We start from the raw sequence: 19369 nt of genomic DNA on the forward strand, positions 1-19369 counted from the left end.
GGGCGAGTTGAGAAGAAGCAGTGTTGCAAGCGCTTATTCCGCTTCGGATTCAATGTTGAGGTTGACGGCGCGTGCCGGTACCACGGTGGAGATGGCGTGCTTATAGACCATCTGGGTCACGGTGTTACGCAGCAGTACGACGTACTGGTCGAACGATTCGATATGGCCCTGCAGCTTGATGCCGTTGACCAGGTAGATCGAGACAGGAACATGCTCTTTGCGCAAGGCATTGAGGAATGGGTCTTGTAACAGTTGCCCTTTGTTGCTCATAACAGCTCCATTTTATGTTGTTGTGTTGGAATTGGAGGCGAAACGCTTAATTTCAAGTATGTGGCCCAGCGAAAGTCAAACAATTTTCGCTGAAACACCGTTCGCCACGCCGGGAATGGTGCTTCTAAGCCACTGTAACCTGTTTTTGTCTTTTTTGCAGGGCGCACCTGCAAAAAAAACCGCTTATTTCGACTGAGTTTTTGCGAACGGGTTTTTACCGGTGCGCAGTTCGATGCGCAGCGGCGTGCCCACCAGCTGGAAGGTGTCGCGGAAATGCTTTTCCAGATAGCGCTTGTACGGCTCGCCGACCGCGTCCAGGGCATTGCCGTGGATGACGATCACCGGTGGATTCATGCCGCCCTGGTGCGCATAACGCAGCTTCGGACGGATCGAACCCTTGCGGCGCGGCTCCTGCTTCTCCACGGCCTCGATCAGGGCGCGGGTCAGCTTGGGCGTCGACAGGTTGCACATGGCGGCGGCGTAGGCCGCTTCAACCGACTTCATCAGTGGAGCGATGCCCTGCGACTTCAGCGCCGAGATGAAGTGCATCTTGGCGAAGGACAGGAAGTCCAGCTTGCGGTCGATGTCGATCTTGATCTCGTCGCGCTCGTCGGTGCGCAGGCCGTCCCACTTGTTGACGGCGATCACCAGCGCGCGGCCGGTCTCGAGCACGAAGCCGGCGATGTGGGCGTCCTGCTCGGAGATGTCCTGCTGGGCGTCGAGCATCAGCACGACGACGTTCGCTTCCGAGATCGATTGCAGCGTCTTGACCACCGAGAATTTCTCGATCGCTTCGAACACCTTGCCGCGGCGGCGGATGCCGGCCGTGTCGATCAGCGTGTACTGCTTGCCTTCGCGCTCGAACGGAATCTCGATCGAATCGCGGGTGGTGCCCGGCATGTCGAAGGCGATCACGCGCTCTTCACCCAGCAGGGTGTTGATCAGCGTGGACTTGCCGACGTTGGGACGGCCGACCAGCGCCAGCTTGATGCCGTGCTCGGTCTTTTCCAGTTCCTCGGGATCGTCCGGACGCTGGGCGAAGGCCAGGTCCAGCGCCTCCTCCACCAGGTCGGCGACGCCGTCGCCGTGTGCCGACGAGATCGAGTAAGGCTCGCCCAGTCCCAGTTCGTAGAACTCGGCGACGACCGCGGTGTAGCGCATGCCTTCCGACTTGTTCACGACCAGCATGACCGGACGGCCGCTTTTACGCAGGAAGTCGGTAATGGTTTTGTCATGCGGCGTCAGGCCCTGGCGGCCGTCGACCAGGAACACGACGATGTCGGCTTCGGCCACGGCCTGCTTGGTCTGCAGCGCCATCTGATGCATGATGCCTTCCTTGGCGACCGGCTCGAAGCCGCCCGTGTCGATGACGAGGAAGGGACGTTCGCCGACACGGCCCTCGCCATAGTGACGATCGCGCGTCAACCCAGGCAAGTCCGCCACCAGCGCATCGCGCGAGCGGGTCAGACGATTAAACAAGGTCGATTTCCCTACATTGGGTCGACCCACTAGTGCGATTACCGGCTTCATTTTATTACTCGACCGCGAGAGCGGTCACTGTCCCTGATTGGGTTTGGAAAATCAAATTCGTGCCGGCGATGACAGGGTCCGATTGGATCGGGCTGCCGTCGGTCGCGGCGCGACCTATTAATGCGCCATCTTCCCGTGACAGGAGATGGACATAACCCTGGTAGTCGCCCACGGCAATTGCACGGCCGTAGGAAACTGGCGTCGACAGGCGGCGGTAAGCCAGCTTGTCGTTCTTCCAGGCGTTGCTGCCGTTTTCACGGCTATAGGCTGCAACTTCACCTTTGTCGTCGGAGACGAATACAAAACGCTGGTCCACCGCCACGCCCACGTCGGACGAGGCAGGCTTGCTCCAGTGCGGCGCGCCGGTGACGGCGTCGAAACAGGCCACGCGGCCCTGGTAGGACACGGCGCAAATATCTTTTTCCAGTATCACCGGCATGCCGGCGATATCGGTGACGCGTTCCAGCTCGGTGGCGCCGCGCGGTTCGCCGACCACCACTTCAAAGCGCGGCAGGCCGCCGGCCAGGGCCAGCGCCAGCAGCTTGCCGCCCGGCTGGGCCACGTACACGTTGGGACCGTTGATCACCATGCCCGGCGCATTGCGCAGGGTCAGGGCCGGCGTTACGCGCGGCACGCTCCAGCGCTTGACGCCGGTCTTGGCTTCATAGGCGGTGATCAGGTTGTCGACGCTGCGCACCACGACCACGCCGCCGCCGACCACCGGCGAGGACAATACTTCGCTGCTGGCCTGGCCTTTCCACAGCTGCTTGCCGTTGGCGTCATACGCGAGGATAACACCCTTGACGCCGCCGACCACAATCACCTCGCCGTCGCTGCCGACGCCGGCCGTCAGGTCGGTGCCGGTCTTGATGCGCCATTGCTCCTTGCCGCTGGCCGCGTTCAGGCGCGCCAGCGCGCCGTCGGCGTCGGCCACGTACAGGCTGTCGCCCACCAGCGCCGGGGTGAACACGGCGTTGCCGGCCTTGCCCATCGAGTATTTCCAGACCGTCTTGGGCGTGCTGCCGCCCTTCAGTTCCACCAGCGGCGCCGGCAGGTTCTTGGTATCTTTGGACGAGAACAAGGAACAACCGGCCAACATCGCAAACACGCTTGCAGCAATAACTTTTTCGGTAATACGCATTTTTTAACCTTGATCTGGAGGCGCCGGCCATGGCCGGCGCCGATGAATTACGCTGCGTCCTTGGCGGCAGGCACGGAGCCGCCGATGGCTTCAAACTTCAGCTGGATCAGCTGACGGCCAGGGTTCTTCTTGTCGGTGGCGTCCAGCGCGGCCTGGTAGGCGGCGCGGGCCTCCACCAGCTTGTTCTGCGCGACCAGGACGTCGCCCTTGCGGTCGGCCACGGAGCCGGCGAACTGCTGCGCCACATCGCCGGCCAGCACCTTCAGCGCTTCATCGTAGGCTTTCTCGTCCAGCAGCAGGCCGGCCAGGCGCACCTTGGCCACCGCCTTGAACTCGTCGCCGCCATGTTCGGCCGCCCATTGCAACTGGGCCTTGGCCGATTTCAGGTCGTTCGCTTCGAAGCTGCTCTTGGCCGCCACCAGTGCGCTCATCGAGGCGTAGGCGGTGTTGCCGAATTTGCTTTCCATGTCGCCGGCGGCGCGCAGCACCTTGGCGTTGTCTTTCGCGGTCACCGCCAGTTGCACTTCGTCGTACAGCGCGGCGGCTTGCGCGGCCTGGTTGCGCTGGTAGTAGTTCCAGCCGGTAAAGCCCGAATACGCGGCCAGGCCGGCGATCAGCACCCACGAGGTCAGATTGCCGTACTTGTCCCACCATGCTTTGAGGGTCGCAATTTGTTCTTGTTCTTCGAGATCGTATGCCATGTCAGTTCGTCTGCTAGAGGTTAAGTAAATGCGGGTTTATAAATAGTACGGCTTAGTGATTGCAATGCTCGTCGTGCACGTGGTGGTGATGGTCGCCGCTGTCGGTGATCTGGTCGACCACGAAATCGACGACGTCGTCGAACGGCACCGTCGATTGCTGCTGGGCGCCCTCTTCCGCGCGCATCGCCTTGACGCTGGCGGTGTGGTTGGCCACTTCGTCCTCGCCGATGATGACGGCGAACGAGGCGCCGCTGCCATCGGCTTTTTTCATCTGGGTCTTGAAGCTGCCAGGGCCGTTGGCGGTCGAGCCGTGCATCACCACGTCCAGGCCGGCGTCGCGCAGGCGCTCGCCCAGCACGAAGGCTTGCAGCTGCGCCGCCTCGCCCTGGTGCACCAGGTAGACGTCGCACTGGTCGGGCGCGGCCGGCTCGCCGGCTTCCTTCATCAGTTCCAGCAGGCGCTCGATGCCCATCGCGAAACCGACGGCGGGCGTCGGCTTGCCGCCGAAGGAAGCGATCAGCGGATCGTAGCGGCCGCCGGCGCACACGGTGCCCTGCGAACCCAGTGCGTCCGTCACCCATTCGAACACGGTGCGGTTGTAGTAATCGAGGCCGCGCACCAGGCGCGGGTTGATCACGTACGGGATGTTGTTGTGGTCGAGGATCTTGCGCACGCCGTTGAAGTGCGCCAGCGATTCCTCGCCCAGGTAGTCCAGCAGCTTGGGCGCGGCGGTGACGATTTCCTGCAGCGCCGGATTCTTGGTGTCCAGGATGCGCAGCGGATTGGTGTGCAGGCGGCGCTTGGCTTCGGCGTCCAGCACGTCCTGGTGCTGTTCCAGATACGCGATCAGGTCGACGCGATGGCGCGCGCGCTCTTCGGCGTCGCCGATCGAGTTCAGTTCGAGGCGGATGTTTTCCAGGCCCAGGTCATCCCACAGGCGGCGGCACAGCATGATCATTTCGGCGTCGACGTCCGGGCCGTTGAAGCCGACGGCTTCGCAGCCGAACTGGTAGAACTGGCGATAGCGGCCGCGCTGCGGACGCTCGTGGCGGAACATCGGGCCGGTGTACCACAGGCGCTTCGGGCCTTCGTAGACCAGGTTGTGCTCGATCACCGCGCGCACCGTGCCGGCCGTGCCTTCAGGACGCAGGGTCAGCTTGTCGCCGTTCATCGAGTCCTCGAACGAGTACATTTCCTTTTCCACGATGTCGGTCACGGCGCCGATGGCGCGCGCGAACAGCGCGGTGTTTTCCACGATCGGCGTGCGGATCTGCTGGAAGCCATAGCTTTGCACCACCGATTGCGCGGTGTTCTCGAACAGCTGCCACAGATGCGAATCGGTCGGCAGGATGTCGTTCATGCCTTTAACGGCGACAATTTTCTCAATTTTGGACATAGTTCTTTTTCACGTAATTCAGTACGATTTCCTGGAATTCCTCAACGATGCGCTCGCCGCGCAAGGTGGCGAACTTGGCGCCGTCGACGAACACCGGCGCGGCCGGCGATTCGCCGGTGCCCGGCAGGCTGATGCCGATATTGGCGTGCTTCGATTCGCCGGGGCCGTTGACGATGCAGCCCATCACGGCCACGTTCATCGCCTCCACGCCCGGATAGGTCTTTTTCCACTCCGGCATCTGGTCGCGCAGATAGGTCTGGATGTTGTCGGCCAGTTCCTGGAAGGTGGTCGAGGTGGTGCGGCCGCAACCCGGGCACGCGATCACCATCGGCGTAAATTTGCGCAGGCCCATGGTCTGCAGGATCTCCTGGCCGACCACCACTTCCTTGGTGCGGTCGCCGCCCGGTTCCGGCGTCAGCGAGATGCGGATGGTGTCGCCGATGCCCTCTTGCAGCAGCACCGACAGCGCGGCCGTCGAAGCGACGATGCCCTTGCTGCCCATGCCCGCTTCGGTCAGGCCCAGGTGCAGCGGATAGTCGCAGCGTTTGGCCAGTTCGCGGTACACGGCGATCAAATCCTGCACCCCCGAGACCTTGCACGACAGGATGATCTTGTCGCGGCCCAGGCCCAGTTCCTCGGCGCGCACGGCGTTCTCGATGGCCGAGGTGATCAGCGCCTCGTACATCACCGCCTGCGCGGACCACGGCTCGGCGCGGCCGGCGTTTTCGTCCATGATGCGGGCCAGCAGCGCCTGATCCAGGCTGCCCCAGTTGACGCCGATGCGCACCGGCTTGTCGTAGCGCGCGGCCACTTCGATCATCTGCGCAAACTGCGTGTCGCGCTTGGCGCCCTTGCCGACGTTGCCCGGATTGATGCGGTACTTCGACAGCGCCTGGGCGCAGTCCGGATAATCGTTCAACAGCGTGTGGCCGTTGTAGTGGAAGTCGCCGACCAGCGGCACGTCGACCTCCATCTTGTCCAGCTGTTCGCGGATGTAGGGCACCGCGGCTGCAGCTTCAGGACGGTCGACCGTCAGGCGCACCAGCTCCGAACCGGCGCGCGCCAGTTCCTTGATCTGGATCGCGGTCTCGATCACGTTGGCGGTGTCGGTATTGGTCATCGACTGCACCACCACGGGGGCGTCGCCGCCCACCCAGATCTTGCGCTGGCCGTGCGAAACCAGCACGCTGCGGCTGGCGCGGCGATTCAATGGTCCCGAAGGAATAGCTGTTTGCGTTGAAGACATGATCGTTGTACTCGTGCTTTTGACTTATTTGACTTACTTGATATTGACGCGCGAAATCGTACCGCCGGCGACCGGCGGCAACGCCAGCGGTGCGCCGCCCAGCGTGGCTTCCACGCCGGTCGGCTTGCCGACGATCAGCAGCGCCGGATCCTTGATGTCGAAGGTCTCGGTGCTGCCGGCCTTCACCAGCCGAGAAATCAGCGCCGTCGTTCCTGGGCGGCGGATTTCCACCCACGAATCCTGGTTCACCTTCAGCACCAGCTGGGTGCCGTTGGCGCTCGCCGGAGCGGCCGCTGGCGGCGCCACCTGCGCGGCAGGCGCCGGCGCCGGCGCTGGCACTGCGGCGGCCGGCGTGGTCGTGGCCGGCGTCGCGTCCGGCGCCGCGCCTTGCGGCGGCACCGAAATCAGCGGCACGCTTGGCGACTGCAACGGCGTGGTTTCCTGGCCTGGCTTGGCCAGCGTCGTCTCGATCGGCGCGAGCGCCACGTCGGCCGGCTTGGGCGCCTCGGCGGCGGCGCTGGCCGCGGCATCCTGGTCCGAATGCTGGAACAGCGTGGTCGGAATCAAACCGGCCTGATAGGCGTAGGCGCCGGCGGCGGCCACCACCACCACCACCGCCACGCCCACCAGCCAGGCGGCCGGACCAGGCGAACGGCCCGTCATCGACGGGAAACGCGACTCGGTAAAGGTGGCCGCGATTTCCTTGCGCGGCGGCGCCGCTTCATGGCTGGTCGGCGAGATCACCTCGATCATCGCCACCAGCGGCGTGGCGTCCAGCTTCACGACCTTGGCGTAGGCGCGCACAAAGCCGCGCACCACGGCCATATTGGGCAGCGCGGCGTAGTCGCCGGCTTCCAGCGCCTTGACCTGGCGCGGCGCCAGCTTCAGTTGATCGGCTATCTGTTCGACCGTCAGCCCCATCGCTTCACGCTGGGCTGCCAGTTGTGCTCCGGGCGTGGCCAGGCTGCTGCCCTGGTCCTTTGGCGGTTCTGCCCACTCTGAATTCATTGGTATCCCTGTCTCACTCATCAAACGCCCCACGTTGATAAGCAGCATACTCGGTCGAACCGGGGTGGTGGCGGCGCAATTGCGTCGCCCAGCTGGTTTCCGCCCCCGTGTCGCCCACTCTATGCTGCACCTTAATCCCGAGCCACAGCACATCGGCCGTCAGGCTCTCCATCTTTGCCACCTTGTTCAGACGGGTAATGAAGAAATTGGCGCGCACATAATCGCGCTTTTCAAAATAAACCCGCGCCAGATTGGCGTTGGTGGCCGGCAGGTCGGGCGTCAACTGCAAGGCTTGCAGCAGATAACGCTCCGCGCTGGCGTAATCCTTGATCTTCAATGCGCAGGAACCGGCGTTGTTCGCGGCGTTGGCCGGCGAACGGTAGGCGCGGTTGCCCAGCGCCGCATCGAACAGCGGCAGCGCCTCGGCCACGCGGCCGGCCTGGCACAGGAAAGAGCCGTAATTGTTGGCCAAATCCGGATTCGCCGGCGCCAGCTTGCGGGCGCGGACGAAGTTGTCTTCGGCCAGGCCCTGCTCGCCCATCGCCTGGTAAATCAGGCCGCGCATGCCGTAGCCGTCGGCGTAGGCCGGATCGGCCGTCAACGCCAGCTTCACCTCGTCCAGCGCGAAGGTGTACTGCGCCTGCTCGAAGTAGCCGACCGCCAGCTGCATGCGGATCTCCACCTTGCGCTGCGCGGCGGTCTGGTCCGACACGGTGGTCAGCTCGGCCTGGCCGCTCTTGCCGCGTTCCGGTCCCGGCGATGCACAGCCGGCCAACGCCCCTGCCGCCCACAAGGCGACGAGACTGAGCCGGCTACGCTGCGCCAGGAAGGTCATCAGGAACGGATCTCCACGATCTTGCCGAAGTCAGCGCCGAATTTCTGCTGGTACTCGGCCATCTTCTCCATCCGCTGGGCGACCTTGGTGCGGTCCTGGACTTCGCCGGCCAGCTGGCCGCAGGCGGCGTCGATGTCGTCGCCGCGCGTCTTGCGGATGGTGGTGACGATGCCGCCGTCGACCAGGATCTGGGCGAAGGCCTTGATGCGCGGGTTCTTGGAGCGCAGCAGGCCCGATTCCGGAAAGGGATTGAACGGAATCAGGTTGAATTTGCAGTTGACGCCGAACTCGCGGTCCTGCACCAGGGCCAGCAGTTCGCGGGCGTTGTCGTCGGAGTCGTTGACGCCGTCGAGCATGCAGTACTCGAAGGTGATGAAGTCGCGCGGCGCAAATTCCAGGTAGCGCTTGCAGGCGGCCATCAACTCCTTGAGCGGATATTTCTTGTTCAGCGGGATCAGGCTGTCGCGCAGCTTGTCGTTGGACGCGTGCAGCGAGACGGCCAACGCCACCGGCACTTCCTGCGACAGCTTGTCCATCATCGGCACCACGCCGGAGGTGGACAGCGTGACGCGGCGGCGCGACAGGCCGTAGGCGTTATCGTCCAGCATCAGCTTGAGCGCGGTGGCGGTCGGCTCGAAGTTCAGCAGCGGCTCGCCCATGCCCATCATGACCACGTTGGTGATCTGGCGTTCGCCTTTCGGGCCGGGCTCGATGCCCTTGGTGCGGCGCAGTTCGAATTCCGCCATCCACAGCTGGCCGATGATTTCGCCGACGCTGAGGTTGCGCGAGAAGCCCTGCTTGCCGGTCGAGCAGAAGCGGCAGTTGACGGCGCAGCCGGCCTGGGTCGAGATGCACAGCGTGCCGCGGTTCTCTTCCGGGATGAACACGGTTTCGACCGCGTTGCCGTTGCCGACGTCGACCAGCCACTTGCGGGTGCCGTCGGTGGACGTGTGATCGCTGATGACGGCCGGCGCGGTGACGTGGGCGCGGGTTTTCAGTTTGTCGCGCAGCGACTTGGCCAGATCCGTCATGCTGTCGAAATCCGACGCGCCGAATTGATGGATCCAGCGCTGCAGTTGCTTGGCGCGGAACGGCTTCTCTCCCAACTCGGCGCAATAAGCGATAAGTTGCGCGGGATCGAAGTCCAGCAAGTTGGTTGAAGTAGCGTTCATATTCTGGTTCAAAACAGTTCTAAAAATTCCGTTTCCGCGCGCAGATGCGCGGCGGAAACGGTGGTATTACAAAAAATTACGCGCCGAAGAAGTAGGCGATTTCAACTTGTGCGGCTTCGACAGCGTCGGAACCGTGAACGGCGTTAGCGTCGATCGAGTCGGCGAAGTCGGCGCGGATGGTGCCTTTTTCAGCCTTCTTAGGATCGGTGGCGCCCATCAGTTCGCGGTTTTTCAGGACGGCGTTTTCGCCTTCCAGAGCCTGGATCATGACAGGACCGGAGACCATGAAGTCAACCAGATCCTTGAAGAAGCCGCGCTCTTTGTGCGCAGCGTAGAAGCCTTCAGCCTCTTCACGCGACAGTTGCTTCATTTGAGCAGCAACGATCTTCAGGCCAGCGCCTTCGAAACGGCTGTAGATTTGGCCGATTACGTTTTTTGCAACTGCGTCTGGTTTGATGATCGACAGGGTGCGTTCGATTGCCATTTAAAAAACTCCAATAAAAAGAAAGGTTTAAAACAAAATTGATAGCTCAATCAACCTTTGATTTTACCATAGAACACCCCATATACCGAGAATCGGGCGTAGATAAGCTTGCAAGAGCGGCCATATCCGCCGGTTTGGCGGGCAAATATTAGGACCATGGCCAGATTAAGCCATCTTTAAGCGGGTTTGGCTGCGTATTTTGCGCATTTTTACCCCGGCGTGCTATCCTTTTGGCAAGCGGTATTCGAATCACTATCAAGGAGGTTCCTTATGAACAACATGCAAAACACTTACGACCTGGCGGGAAGCCGCCAGTCGGTGCAGCACAAAGTGCTGCGCAACACCTACTGGCTGCTGGCGCTGTCGATGGTGCCGACCATCTTTGGCGCGGCGCTGGGCGTCTCGCTGCACCTGCCGCTGGGCGGCGGGATGATGACGCTGCTGTTCCTGGCGGTTGCCTTCGGTTTCATCTGGGCAATTGAAAAGAACAAGGATTCCGGCCTGGGCGTCGCCCTGCTGCTGGGTTTCACCTTCTTCATGGGTCTGATGCTGACGCCTTTGCTGTCGCGCATCCTGGGCTTCTCCAACGGCGGCTTCCTGATCATGGCCGCGTTTGGCGGTACGGCGTCGGTGTTCGCGGTGCTGGCGACCGTCGCCACCGTCTCGAAGCGCGACTTTTCGGGCATGGGCACGTGGCTGTTCGCGGGCGTGGTGGTGATTTTGCTGGCCTCGGTCGCCAATATCTTCCTGCACATTCCGGCGCTGGCGATTGTGATCTCGGTGGTAGCGATCGCGATCTTCTCGGCCTACATCCTGTATGACGTACAGCAGATCATCAACGGCGGCGAGACCAACTACATCCGCGCCACGCTGAACATCTACCTGGACGTGTACAACGTCTTCGTCCACCTGCTGTCGCTGCTGGGCATCTTCGGCGGCAACCGCGACTAAGCGCGTCCGCAGCACCCTCGAAAGCCGGCCCAGCGCCGGCTTTTTTTATGGTGCCGCCGGCTCTTCGGCTTGGCGCTGCGACCATGGTGTAATGGCCGCCAACACCTTAGCCATTGCGCGCTCGGCCACCTCCACATCATGTGCGGCCTGAGCCCGCAACCAATAGCCGTTTGAAAGGCCGAAGTAGCGACATAAACGCAGATCTGTATCGGCACTGACGGCCCGCCTGCCGGCCACGATCTCATTGATACGCGTGGGTGGCACACCAATTTCGAGCGCAAGCCGATATCTGGTGATTCCCAGTGGTTCGATAAACTCCCTCAACAAGAGCTCACCCGGCGTAACCGGATCGAGCATTTCCCGTTTCGACATGATGCAACTCCTCGTTCAGTGATAATCGACAATCTCGACCTCCGTCGCCCCACCGGAGGTCCAGACAAAACAAACTCTCATGCGATCATTGATCCGGATACTGTGCTGCCCAGCACGGTCAGCTCGCAAGGCTTCCAAGTGATTTCCCGGCGGTACACGTAAGTCCTCTAATTTTCGGGCGATCTCAAGTTGCCTGAGTTTGCGGCGCGCCACCTCCTCAAAACTGACAAATCGTCTCACCCTTGCGCCTTGGGCAAGCGCCTGCGTGTCCGCACACTTAAAGGAAATGATCATGGTAGCAACGTAGTCGCCTATCGTCTATAGTCGCATGGCGATTATATGGGTCACTCGGTCCGAGGTGTCGTGTTGCCACGCACCTGAAAGCGGGTGGTGGCAACGACCTGGGCTTTGGCGTCGATCAGGGCCAGCTGGTGCGGGCCGGGGATGGGGCGCCAGGCGTAGTCGGCATTGGCCTGGCCGAGGTCGGCGCCGTCCAGGCGCCAGTAGAGGCCCTTCCCTGCCTGGGCCTGGAAGAAGACGCGCTGGACGGCGTCCGGGATGTCGGGGTCGATGGCGATGATGCTGGCTTCGCCCGGATACAGGATCTTGGCCGCGCGCTGCGTGTCCTGCACCAGCGCGATGACCGGGGTTTCGGTGCCGGCGATGAACCACTCGCCGCGCGCCGATTCCAACGCCGGCTGGTAGACGATCTGCTGGCGCAGCACACCCGCCGGCGGCTGCGGCGCGCGGCTGGCCTGGCCACGGTGCAGGTAGTCCATCACGTCGCGCCACACCGGCGCCGCGCCGGTGACGCCGGAAACGTCCCACATCGACTGTCCATCGAAATTGCCGACCCAGACGCCGACCGTGTACTTGTCCGAATAACCCATGCACCAGTTGTCGCGCATGTCCTTGCTGGTGCCGGTCTTGACCGCGCTCCAGAAGGTGGTGGCCAGCTCGTTCTTCAAACCGAAGGTCAGACTGCGCGCGGCGCGGTCGGACAGGATGTCGCCAACGATGAAGGCGGCCCGGGCATCCAGCACCCGGCGCGGCGAAGGCGCGACACCAGCGCGCGGCGCCAGTGTCACCGCGCCATACATGCCGCCATTGGCCAGCGTGCGATAGGCGTTGCTCAGCTCCAGCAGCGTCACCTCGGCGGAACCCAGCGCCAGCGAATAACCATAGAAATCCGGCGCCTCGGTCAGACTGCTCAGGCCCGCGTCATGCAGGCGCTCATGGAAACGCTCCATGCCGGTCATCACCAGCACGCGCACGGCCGGCACGTTGAGCGAACTGGCAAGGCTGGTGCGCACGCTGACGTGGCCTTTGAAATCCTTGTCATAGTTCTGCGGGATGTACAGGCCGGACGGGGTCGAGATATCGATCGCCGTATCGTCCATCACCGAGGCGGCCGTGATCAGTTTGCGCTCCAGCGCCAGCTCGTACAGGAAGGGCTTGAGCGTGGACCCGGCCTGACGCAGCGCCGCCACGCCATCGACCTCGCCACCTCCCGCATTGCCGACGTAGGCCAGGATCTCGCCGCTGGCGTTATCCAGCACCACCAGCGCGCCATCGTTGACGTTGCGCTCCCTCAGCGTCATCAGTTGCTGGCGCAAGGCCGTTTGCGCGTAGCGCTGCAAATCGCCATCGAGCGTGCTGCGCACCGCCTGGCCGCCACTGGTCAACAGCTGCTGCGCCACTTGCGGCGCCGGCGGCTGCTCAGCCGCCAGCAAGGGGCGGCCCATCGCGATCAGGGTCCGCAGCTCGATCTCGTTGCAGGTGGCCGGCGCCTTGAGCTCGCGCGACAGCGCGCACGCGCGCTGCCACACCACCTTGGGCGCGGCACCAGGTCCGCGCAGCAGGCTGGCCAGGATCATCGATTCGGCCAGGTTCAGCCCCGATGGCGCCTTGCCGAACAAGCCGCGCGCCGCCGCGCCCACCCCTTGCAGCTCGCCGCGGAAGGACACCAGGTTCAGATACGCTTCCATGATCTGCGGCTTGGTCCAGGTGGCATCGAGCTGGCGGGCCGCCTTGATCTGGTCCCACTTCTGGCCCCAGCTGCGGCCCTTGGCCGACGCTTGCAGGTGCGGGTCCAGCTGCGCCGCCAGTTGCATGGTGATGGTGGAGGCGCCGCGCGGACGGCTGCGGAACAGATTGTCCCAGGCGGCCTTGCTGGCCGCGCTCCAGTCGACACCCCCGTGTTCGTAGAAACGCTGGTCTTCGGCCTGCAGCACCGCCGCCGGCAGACTGGGCGAGATGTCGGCCAGCGCCACCCACGGCAGGCGGCGCACCTTCATGTCGATACGCAGCGACTGCACCGGTTGGCCGTGACGGTCCAGCAGTTCGGCTTCCGACGAGCGGTAGCCGGCGCGCACCAGCTCCGGCGTCGGTACGCTCAAAGCCTCGGCGCCTTGCGCGGCGCCGGCCAGCGCCAGCAGGGTTGCTGCAATCAGTTTCATTTAACGCTCATCGGTGCATTCGGCGTTTCGCCATACATCTCCGGGCTGTACATCGCTTCGACGCGCGTGGTCGGCAGGTTGAACTGGCCCGGATTATTCAAGCGCACAGTGTACTCCACGCTCCACTTGCCTTTCGGGACAAACTGGTAGAACGCGTGATAGCCCTCGAAGGTGCGCTCCTCGAACACCGGCCACGTCCAGCCGCTGCTCTTGTTGCCGCTGCTGAGCAGCTGCGAATCGCGTCCCAGGCCTGAGCCCAGCACCGTGGCGCTGGCAGGGATCGGATCGTCCACCACCACCCAGGTCATGTCCGACTGCGCTTCCAGGTCCAGATGCACGCGATAGACGTCGCCGCGCGACCAGACGCCGGCCTTCTTCTGCTCCACCGGCGTGATGGTCTTGGCGATCTTGTAGCCACTCGATACCGGCGCCTTCAGCGGCAACGCCGCCAGCGTCTGCACCGTCACCCACGGTTTGCCCGTGCCAGCGTGGGCGAGTTCCAGCCCGCCGCTGCCGCGCGGCCAAGGCAGCATCACGTTGCCGCCCTTGGTCGCGCCGCCGAAGGCGATGCTCTTGCTGGCCTGCCCCAGCGTGGCGCTGCTGGTGCCGGTCACGGCGACGTTCTCGAATTTCTGCGAGAAGCGGTCGATCGCCAGCGTGCCCCAGGCATTGGCCACCGTCGTACCCCAACGCCCCTTCTTCTGGCGTCCCAGCGCACCACGCGCCAGACGGCCGATATCGTCCTTCCAGACCGGGTTGTCCACCATCGCCAGCAGCAACCGGTTGGCGTTGCTGTCGGCGGAGGCCATCAGCCACCACCAGTCGTCGGTGCGTTCGGTCGAGAAGCCCATCGTCGTGCCTTGCAGGTTCAGGCGCGAACGCAGGATCTGGTCCGCCTGCGCCAGCCGCTGCGCGTGCTGCGGCAGCTTGGGCGAACGCTTGAGCACCAGGTACCAGTCGATGACGGCCGACGTCGGCCACAGATTCGGCTCGACCGAGAACGACTCCAGCGCTTCCGGCAGGATGCCGTTGGAACGCGACAGCGCCTCCAGCGCGGCCATCTTGCGGATTGCCAGGTCGGCGGTCGGCAGCGACGAGTAGCGCGTCACCTTGCCCTGCACGAAGGCCATCAGGCCGCTCTCCATGCGGCCCTTGAGTTCATCCGGAATGGCGTAGCCGGCTTCCTGCGAGGCCGACAACACATAGGCCGTCAACGTGTCGGAACCCTGCTGCATGCTGGCGAAGTACTTGACCAGGCCATCGGCGTCCAGGTGCGCAGGCAGCGTATCGACCGCCGACTGCCACATCGCCTTGTCGTGCAGCGCGATGGCGCGCGAGCTGACCTGCTCGAAGCAGCGGTATGGATAAGCGCTCATGTAGTCGCGCACGCCCGGCAGCTCGCCACCTAGCCTGGCGCTGAACTGCGCCTGCACGCCGCCGCGTCCCGGCAGCGCGTCGTCCGGCAAGCGCACCTGCATGGATTGCTTACCGTCCAGTTGCAGCAAGGTCGCCTGCGTGGTGCGCACCGGCACGGCGGCCACCACTTTCTGCTTGACCCTCAAGCGGTCGCGCGTCGCCGCACCACCCTCGCCTTCCGCGACGATGCTGGCGCTCACGTCCCACGCCAGCGCGCTGACGGACAGCGGCACCTGGTAATCCCAGCCGACATCCTGCGCCTGCCCCGCTTCCAGCGAAATCTGCTGCGGCGCCAGCGCCTTGCCGCCCGCATTGGCGGTCAGCGCCACCTTGACGGCGGCGTTGGTGGTGTTACGCAGCGTGAAGCCGGCGCGGAAGCGGTCGCCCTCGCGCACCAGCGCGGGCAGGCCTGACAGCAGGATCAGATCCTGCGAGCTGCGCACCTCGGTGCGGCCGGTGCCGAACAAATCGGCGTCGGCGCTGGCGATGGCGACGATGCGGAAAGCCGTCAAGGAATCGTTGATCGGCACCTGCACCGTGGCTTCGCCGTTGGCGTCCAGCGTGACACGCGCTTTCCAGAACAGCAGCGTATCGAACAGCTCACGTCCCGCGCCCTTGCCGCCGCCACCGCCATGCGGCACGGCCTTGCGGCCGAAGTGGCGCTTGCCGACCACCTGCATCTGCGCGGTAGCCGTCTCCACTTGCAGGCTGCGTTGCTGCATCATCGCTTCCAGCAGATCCCAGCTGGTGTTGGGCATCAGCTCCAGCAGGCCGACATCGACCGCCGCCAGCGCCACCTCGGCGCCGGCGGGCGGCGCCGAGCCGTCCGAGCGCGTGACCTTGACCGCCACGGTGGCCTTGTCGCGGATGTTGTAGACCGGCTTGTCGGCCGTGACCTGCACCTTCAGCTCATTGGCCGACCAGCCCACCCGCAGCGGCGTGATGCCCAGCTTGTAGGCGGGCTTGCCCAGGTCGACCAGCGCGGTCGGCTGCACGCTGGCCACGCGGCCGCGCACCACCAGTGCCGATACGTAGACGTTGGGCGCGTAGCTTTTCTTGACCGGGATGGTGAACACCGGCGAGCTGCCCGACAGCGGACGCACATAGGTATCGATGACGCCTTCGCGCTCCACGGTGATCAGCGCGGTCGCTTCGCGGAACGGCATGCGCACCTGGAAGCTGGCCGTGTCGCCCGGTTCGTAGCGTTTCTTCTCCGGCAGCAGGTCGATGCGGTCGTTGTCGGTGGCGTTGAACCACCAGTCGGCGCCGTCGGCCACCCAGGTTTCGCGGTTGGTCATCGCCACGCGCCGCTGGCCATCCTGCGTTTTGGCGCGCAGGATCAGGTTGCCCGATGCGGGCGCCTTTACCTGGCAGATCAGCAGCCCCTTGCTGTCGGTCTTGCCTTCGCAGGCGGCACCCAGAGCCTTAACTTCGCTGTTGTTCTCGTAGGCATAGAAGCCGCCGATCAGACGGCGGCGGTGCGAGTACGCTTGCCGCTGGAAGTAGTCCACCGACACCGGCGCATCGGCCACCGGCTTGCCTTGCAGGTCCAGCACCACCACCTGGAATTTCAACGCGTCCTTGCTCAGCACCCAGCCATCGGGCTGGATGCCGATCACGTAGCTGGACGGCCACAGGGGGATGCGGGTCGACACCGACAGCGTTTCGCCGTTGGCGTCCTGGTAGGACATTTCGGCCGTCAGGTCGTGCGGCGTGAGCACCTTCGGCAGCTGGTCCAGCGTGACGCGTGCGCCGCCGGCCTTGTCCAGCGTGAGGCTGCGGGTCTTGATGCCGGGCGGGCCGCTGACCGCGCCGCCGTTGGCGCCGGCCTCACCTTCCTCGAACATGCCCTCGTCCTCGTCGAAAGCGCCATTGCTGCGCTCCACGCCGGCCTTGACGTCGCCGGTGCTGAAGGTGAAGTCAGCATAGTCTTCAAAGCTGACCGCCTTGTCCTGCACCACGGTGCGCAGCTGCACCGCCGCGCCGCCCGCGCCGCCGCCGGACAGGTAGCTGAGCTGCACATCCAGATCCATCGCCGACGCCTGGATCGCCGGCGTCTTCGGTCCTTGCAGGATGGCCTTCATGGTCGGCACGCGGAACTGCTCGACGCGGAAGCGCCCGGCCTCGCGGCCGCCCAGCATGACGGAGTACCAGCCTTGCTTGGCGTCGGCCGGTATCGCCCACTGGTTGTCCGCGCTGCCGTTGCCGTTCCAGCTAACCGGCAGTTCATATTTCTGCTCGCTCCCTTCGTGCATGACGAAGATGCTGCCCGGCCGCGCCTTGCGCGACGCATCGCTCCCGCCGACCAGCGCGATGCCCTGTTCGACATGGCGACGCAGGAAGTGTTTCATGTGTACCGTTTCGCCGGCGCGCAGCAGCGTGCGGTCGAATACCGTGGCGGCAATGACGTTGTCGGCGCCGCTGCCTTCGGTCGGCAGGTTGAAGCGCCAGCTCTCGATGCCGCGCGTCCAGCTGGACAGCGTGAAGGTCATGTCGGTGCCGCTGCGGGCGCTGATGAAATAGCCGCTGGCGCGCTCGCACTGGGCGTCCGCCAGCTCCCTGGCGATGCTGGCCACGCCCATGCTGTTGGTGACGCCCTGCCATATCTGCTTGCCGGCGCAATCGCGCACCGTCACCTGCGCTTGCGGCACGGGCTTGCCCTTGTCCAGCGACGTCACCCACACCAGCGACGACTGCGCGCCGCGCTTGAAGTGCGCCACCATATTGGTCACCAGCGCCGCCGTGCTGATATAGGCGGTGGATGGCTTGTCGTTGAGCGCCGCGCCCAGCTTGGGGCTGGCCAGTTCGACCACGTAGAAGCCCGGCTTGCGCAGCGGGATGCCGACCACTTCGAAAGCCTGGCGGCCGCCCGGCTTGGGCATGGTGAAGCGCTCGACCGCGCCGACCGGCGCCTTCCTGCTCTCGCCCAGCAGCGGCTGGTACAAGGCGTCGCCATACAGCTCCTGCGGTTCCCAGCCATAGCCGGACATGCGGCGCAGCCAGGACATGATCTGCCGGTCCTGCTCATCCTGCGCGACGCCGCCATCGTTGACGCGCAGGGCCGCGCCGTCGACCCGCGAGGTGCGTCCGGCCAGGCTGCCTTCGACATTGCGCACGGTGACGGGCAGCAGGCGGTCGCCCTTGGCCTCGATGATGCCGAAGCGCGCCGGGAACTTGACCAGCGGCGGCTGCACGTCCATCTGCACCGCCATCGGGAAGCGCGCCTGATTCAGCAAGGGGCGGTTGGCGTCGTCCTTCAAGCCGGCCGGCAGCGACAGCGTCAGTTTCGACTTCTCCGGGAACGGTCCTTCAATGGTCAGCCAGTTGACATATTCGGCCTTGGCTTCTTCCTTGTTGACGCCGGCCTTGAAGACTTTTCCGCTAGGGCCGGTCAACTTGACGGCCAAGGCATCGGCCATGCGGATCGGCGCTGTGAACTCCAGGCGAGCGGGCAGGAAGGGAATGCAGCCGCCGTCGGCCTTCAGCCTGTCGCAACTGAATTTGGCGGTGAATTCAGGCCGCGTCTTGTACGACCAGGCCTGGTCCTGCGTGGTCGCGATGCCGCTGTCGGCCGCGATGCCCGCGCCCCAGACCAGCGACACTTCCGCATTTGCAGGCAGGCGACGTTTACACTGCAGGACCGCCAGCGGCAGCTTTTCCAGCCGCTTGCTGCGCACCGTCGCGGTCGCGCCCCACACCACGCCGCGCGCCTTGAAGTAGATGGTCAGGTAGCGGTCCATGAAGGACTTGCGCTGTTCCAGTATCTGCTCGCGTTCCGCGCCGGCCAACACGCGCACGCCGATTTTTTCGTTGATGCCTTCGGCGCGGCACCACGCATGGGCGGCGACGGTTGCATCGCTGGCCGGCGCGTCCAGGCCGAGGATGAAGATCTGCTGCTCGTCGATATTCGACGCGCCCTCGCGCGGCATCGACTGCACGATGGCGGGGCCGCCGCTGTTAAAGGCGAAACGACGTTCGCCGGCGAGCGGCTTGCCCGCCAGGTCTTGCGCGTCCGGCTTCAGCGTGAAGCTGCACGCCACGCCGGCCGGCAGGTCGCGGACGAAATCGTAGCTCCAGTTTTTGCCGTCGATCCAGCGGCCCTTGCCCTGCTCCGGACAATCGACGGTGAACGGATCGCCCAGGCGCACGTCGCCCAGCGGGACCATCTGGCCGCTGAAGCGCGCAGTCGCCTGGCGCACGCCTTTAACGACGCCGACGGGAGAAAAGGAGGTAACGGAAGTTTGGGCCAGGACGGCCAGCGGCAGGCCGCACAAGGCGGCCATGCCGATAAAGCGGGACAGGAGGCGCATGCCAACTCCGGTGCTGATATGGAATCAGACCAGTGTTGCAAACGCCCCCGGCAAAGTCAACAACCTTACAAGAAAAAC

General features: G+C 64.3%; 15 protein-coding genes. 1 reads left to right on the top strand and 14 read right to left on the bottom strand.

Going from position 1 to position 19369, the window contains the following annotated elements; genetic code table 11:
- Positions 1 to 33 precede the first annotated feature (33 nt).
- The 10 genes from hfq to ndk all read right to left on the bottom strand — a co-directional run bounded on the left by hfq (position 34) and on the right by ndk (position 9783).
- Positions 34 to 270 (bottom strand): RNA chaperone Hfq, encoded by a 237-nt coding sequence (gene hfq / locus AC1RMD_RS05370; protein ID WP_008450615.1) that lies wholly within the window; start codon positions 268 to 270, stop codon positions 34 to 36.
- A 183-nt stretch (positions 271 to 453) separates the two neighbouring features.
- Positions 454 to 1800, bottom strand: a complete 1347-nt coding sequence (gene der, locus AC1RMD_RS05375; protein WP_492924358.1) for a ribosome biogenesis GTPase Der — start codon at positions 1798 to 1800, stop codon at positions 454 to 456.
- Positions 1801 to 1804: 4 nt separating this feature from the next.
- The gene (bamB, locus tag AC1RMD_RS05380; protein ID WP_492924360.1) at positions 1805 to 2941 is read right to left on the bottom strand and encodes an outer membrane protein assembly factor BamB; all 1137 of its coding nucleotides are present in this window, start codon (positions 2939 to 2941) and stop codon (positions 1805 to 1807) included.
- 47 nt (positions 2942 to 2988) lie between these two features.
- A complete protein-coding gene (locus tag AC1RMD_RS05385; RefSeq protein ID WP_492924362.1) occupies positions 2989 to 3642 on the bottom strand; it encodes a YfgM family protein in 654 nt (217 codons plus the stop codon).
- A gap of 52 nt (positions 3643 to 3694) precedes the next feature.
- Positions 3695 to 5038, bottom strand: a complete 1344-nt coding sequence (hisS, locus tag AC1RMD_RS05390) for a histidine--tRNA ligase (RefSeq protein ID WP_492924364.1) — start codon at positions 5036 to 5038, stop codon at positions 3695 to 3697.
- Complete coding sequence (gene ispG / locus AC1RMD_RS05395; RefSeq protein ID WP_492924366.1) at positions 5025 to 6284, bottom strand: flavodoxin-dependent (E)-4-hydroxy-3-methylbut-2-enyl-diphosphate synthase; 1260 nt, start codon at positions 6282 to 6284, stop codon at positions 5025 to 5027. The genes hisS and ispG overlap by 14 nt, the downstream gene beginning before the upstream one ends.
- Before the next feature lie 33 nt (positions 6285 to 6317).
- Positions 6318 to 7292, bottom strand: a complete 975-nt coding sequence (locus tag AC1RMD_RS05400; protein ID WP_492924368.1) for a helix-turn-helix domain-containing protein — start codon at positions 7290 to 7292, stop codon at positions 6318 to 6320.
- 13 nt (positions 7293 to 7305) lie between these two features.
- Positions 7306 to 8127, bottom strand: a complete 822-nt coding sequence (gene pilW, locus AC1RMD_RS05405; RefSeq protein WP_492924370.1) for a type IV pilus biogenesis/stability protein PilW — start codon at positions 8125 to 8127, stop codon at positions 7306 to 7308.
- Positions 8127 to 9299 (bottom strand): dual-specificity RNA methyltransferase RlmN, encoded by a 1173-nt coding sequence (gene rlmN, locus AC1RMD_RS05410; RefSeq protein ID WP_492924372.1) that lies wholly within the window; start codon positions 9297 to 9299, stop codon positions 8127 to 8129. The genes pilW and rlmN overlap by 1 nt, the downstream gene beginning before the upstream one ends.
- A 76-nt stretch (positions 9300 to 9375) precedes the next feature.
- On the bottom strand, positions 9376 to 9783 hold the full coding sequence (ndk, locus tag AC1RMD_RS05415; protein ID WP_492924374.1) for a nucleoside-diphosphate kinase: 408 nt from the start codon (positions 9781 to 9783) through the stop codon (positions 9376 to 9378).
- Positions 9784 to 10053: 270 nt separating this feature from the next.
- Here ndk and AC1RMD_RS05420 point away from each other — a divergent pair, with 270 nt between their 5' ends.
- On the top strand, positions 10054 to 10734 hold the full coding sequence (locus AC1RMD_RS05420; RefSeq protein WP_492924376.1) for a Bax inhibitor-1/YccA family protein: 681 nt from the start codon (positions 10054 to 10056) through the stop codon (positions 10732 to 10734).
- 45 nt (positions 10735 to 10779) lie between these two features.
- On the opposite strand, the gene AC1RMD_RS05425 is transcribed toward AC1RMD_RS05420, so the two are convergent.
- The 4 genes from AC1RMD_RS05425 to AC1RMD_RS05440 are packed head-to-tail and all read right to left on the bottom strand — an operon-like array spanning position 10780 to position 19291.
- Positions 10780 to 11106, bottom strand: a complete 327-nt coding sequence (locus AC1RMD_RS05425; protein WP_492924378.1) for a HigA family addiction module antitoxin — start codon at positions 11104 to 11106, stop codon at positions 10780 to 10782.
- Positions 11107 to 11121: 15 nt separating this feature from the next.
- A complete protein-coding gene (locus AC1RMD_RS05430) occupies positions 11122 to 11400 on the bottom strand; it encodes a type II toxin-antitoxin system RelE/ParE family toxin (protein ID WP_492924380.1) in 279 nt (92 codons plus the stop codon).
- 50 nt (positions 11401 to 11450) lie between these two features.
- On the bottom strand, positions 11451 to 13565 hold the full coding sequence (gene pbpC / locus AC1RMD_RS05435; protein WP_492924382.1) for a penicillin-binding protein 1C: 2115 nt from the start codon (positions 13563 to 13565) through the stop codon (positions 11451 to 11453).
- Positions 13562 to 19291 carry an alpha-2-macroglobulin family protein gene (locus AC1RMD_RS05440; protein ID WP_492924384.1) on the bottom strand — a complete coding sequence of 1910 codons (5730 nt, stop codon included), beginning with the start codon at positions 19289 to 19291 and terminating at the stop codon, positions 13562 to 13564. The genes pbpC and AC1RMD_RS05440 overlap by 4 nt, the downstream gene beginning before the upstream one ends.
- Between the last annotated feature and the right edge of the window lie 78 nt (positions 19292 to 19369).

It is taken from the genome of Duganella sp. GW822-FHT06D06, assembly GCF_058799615.1.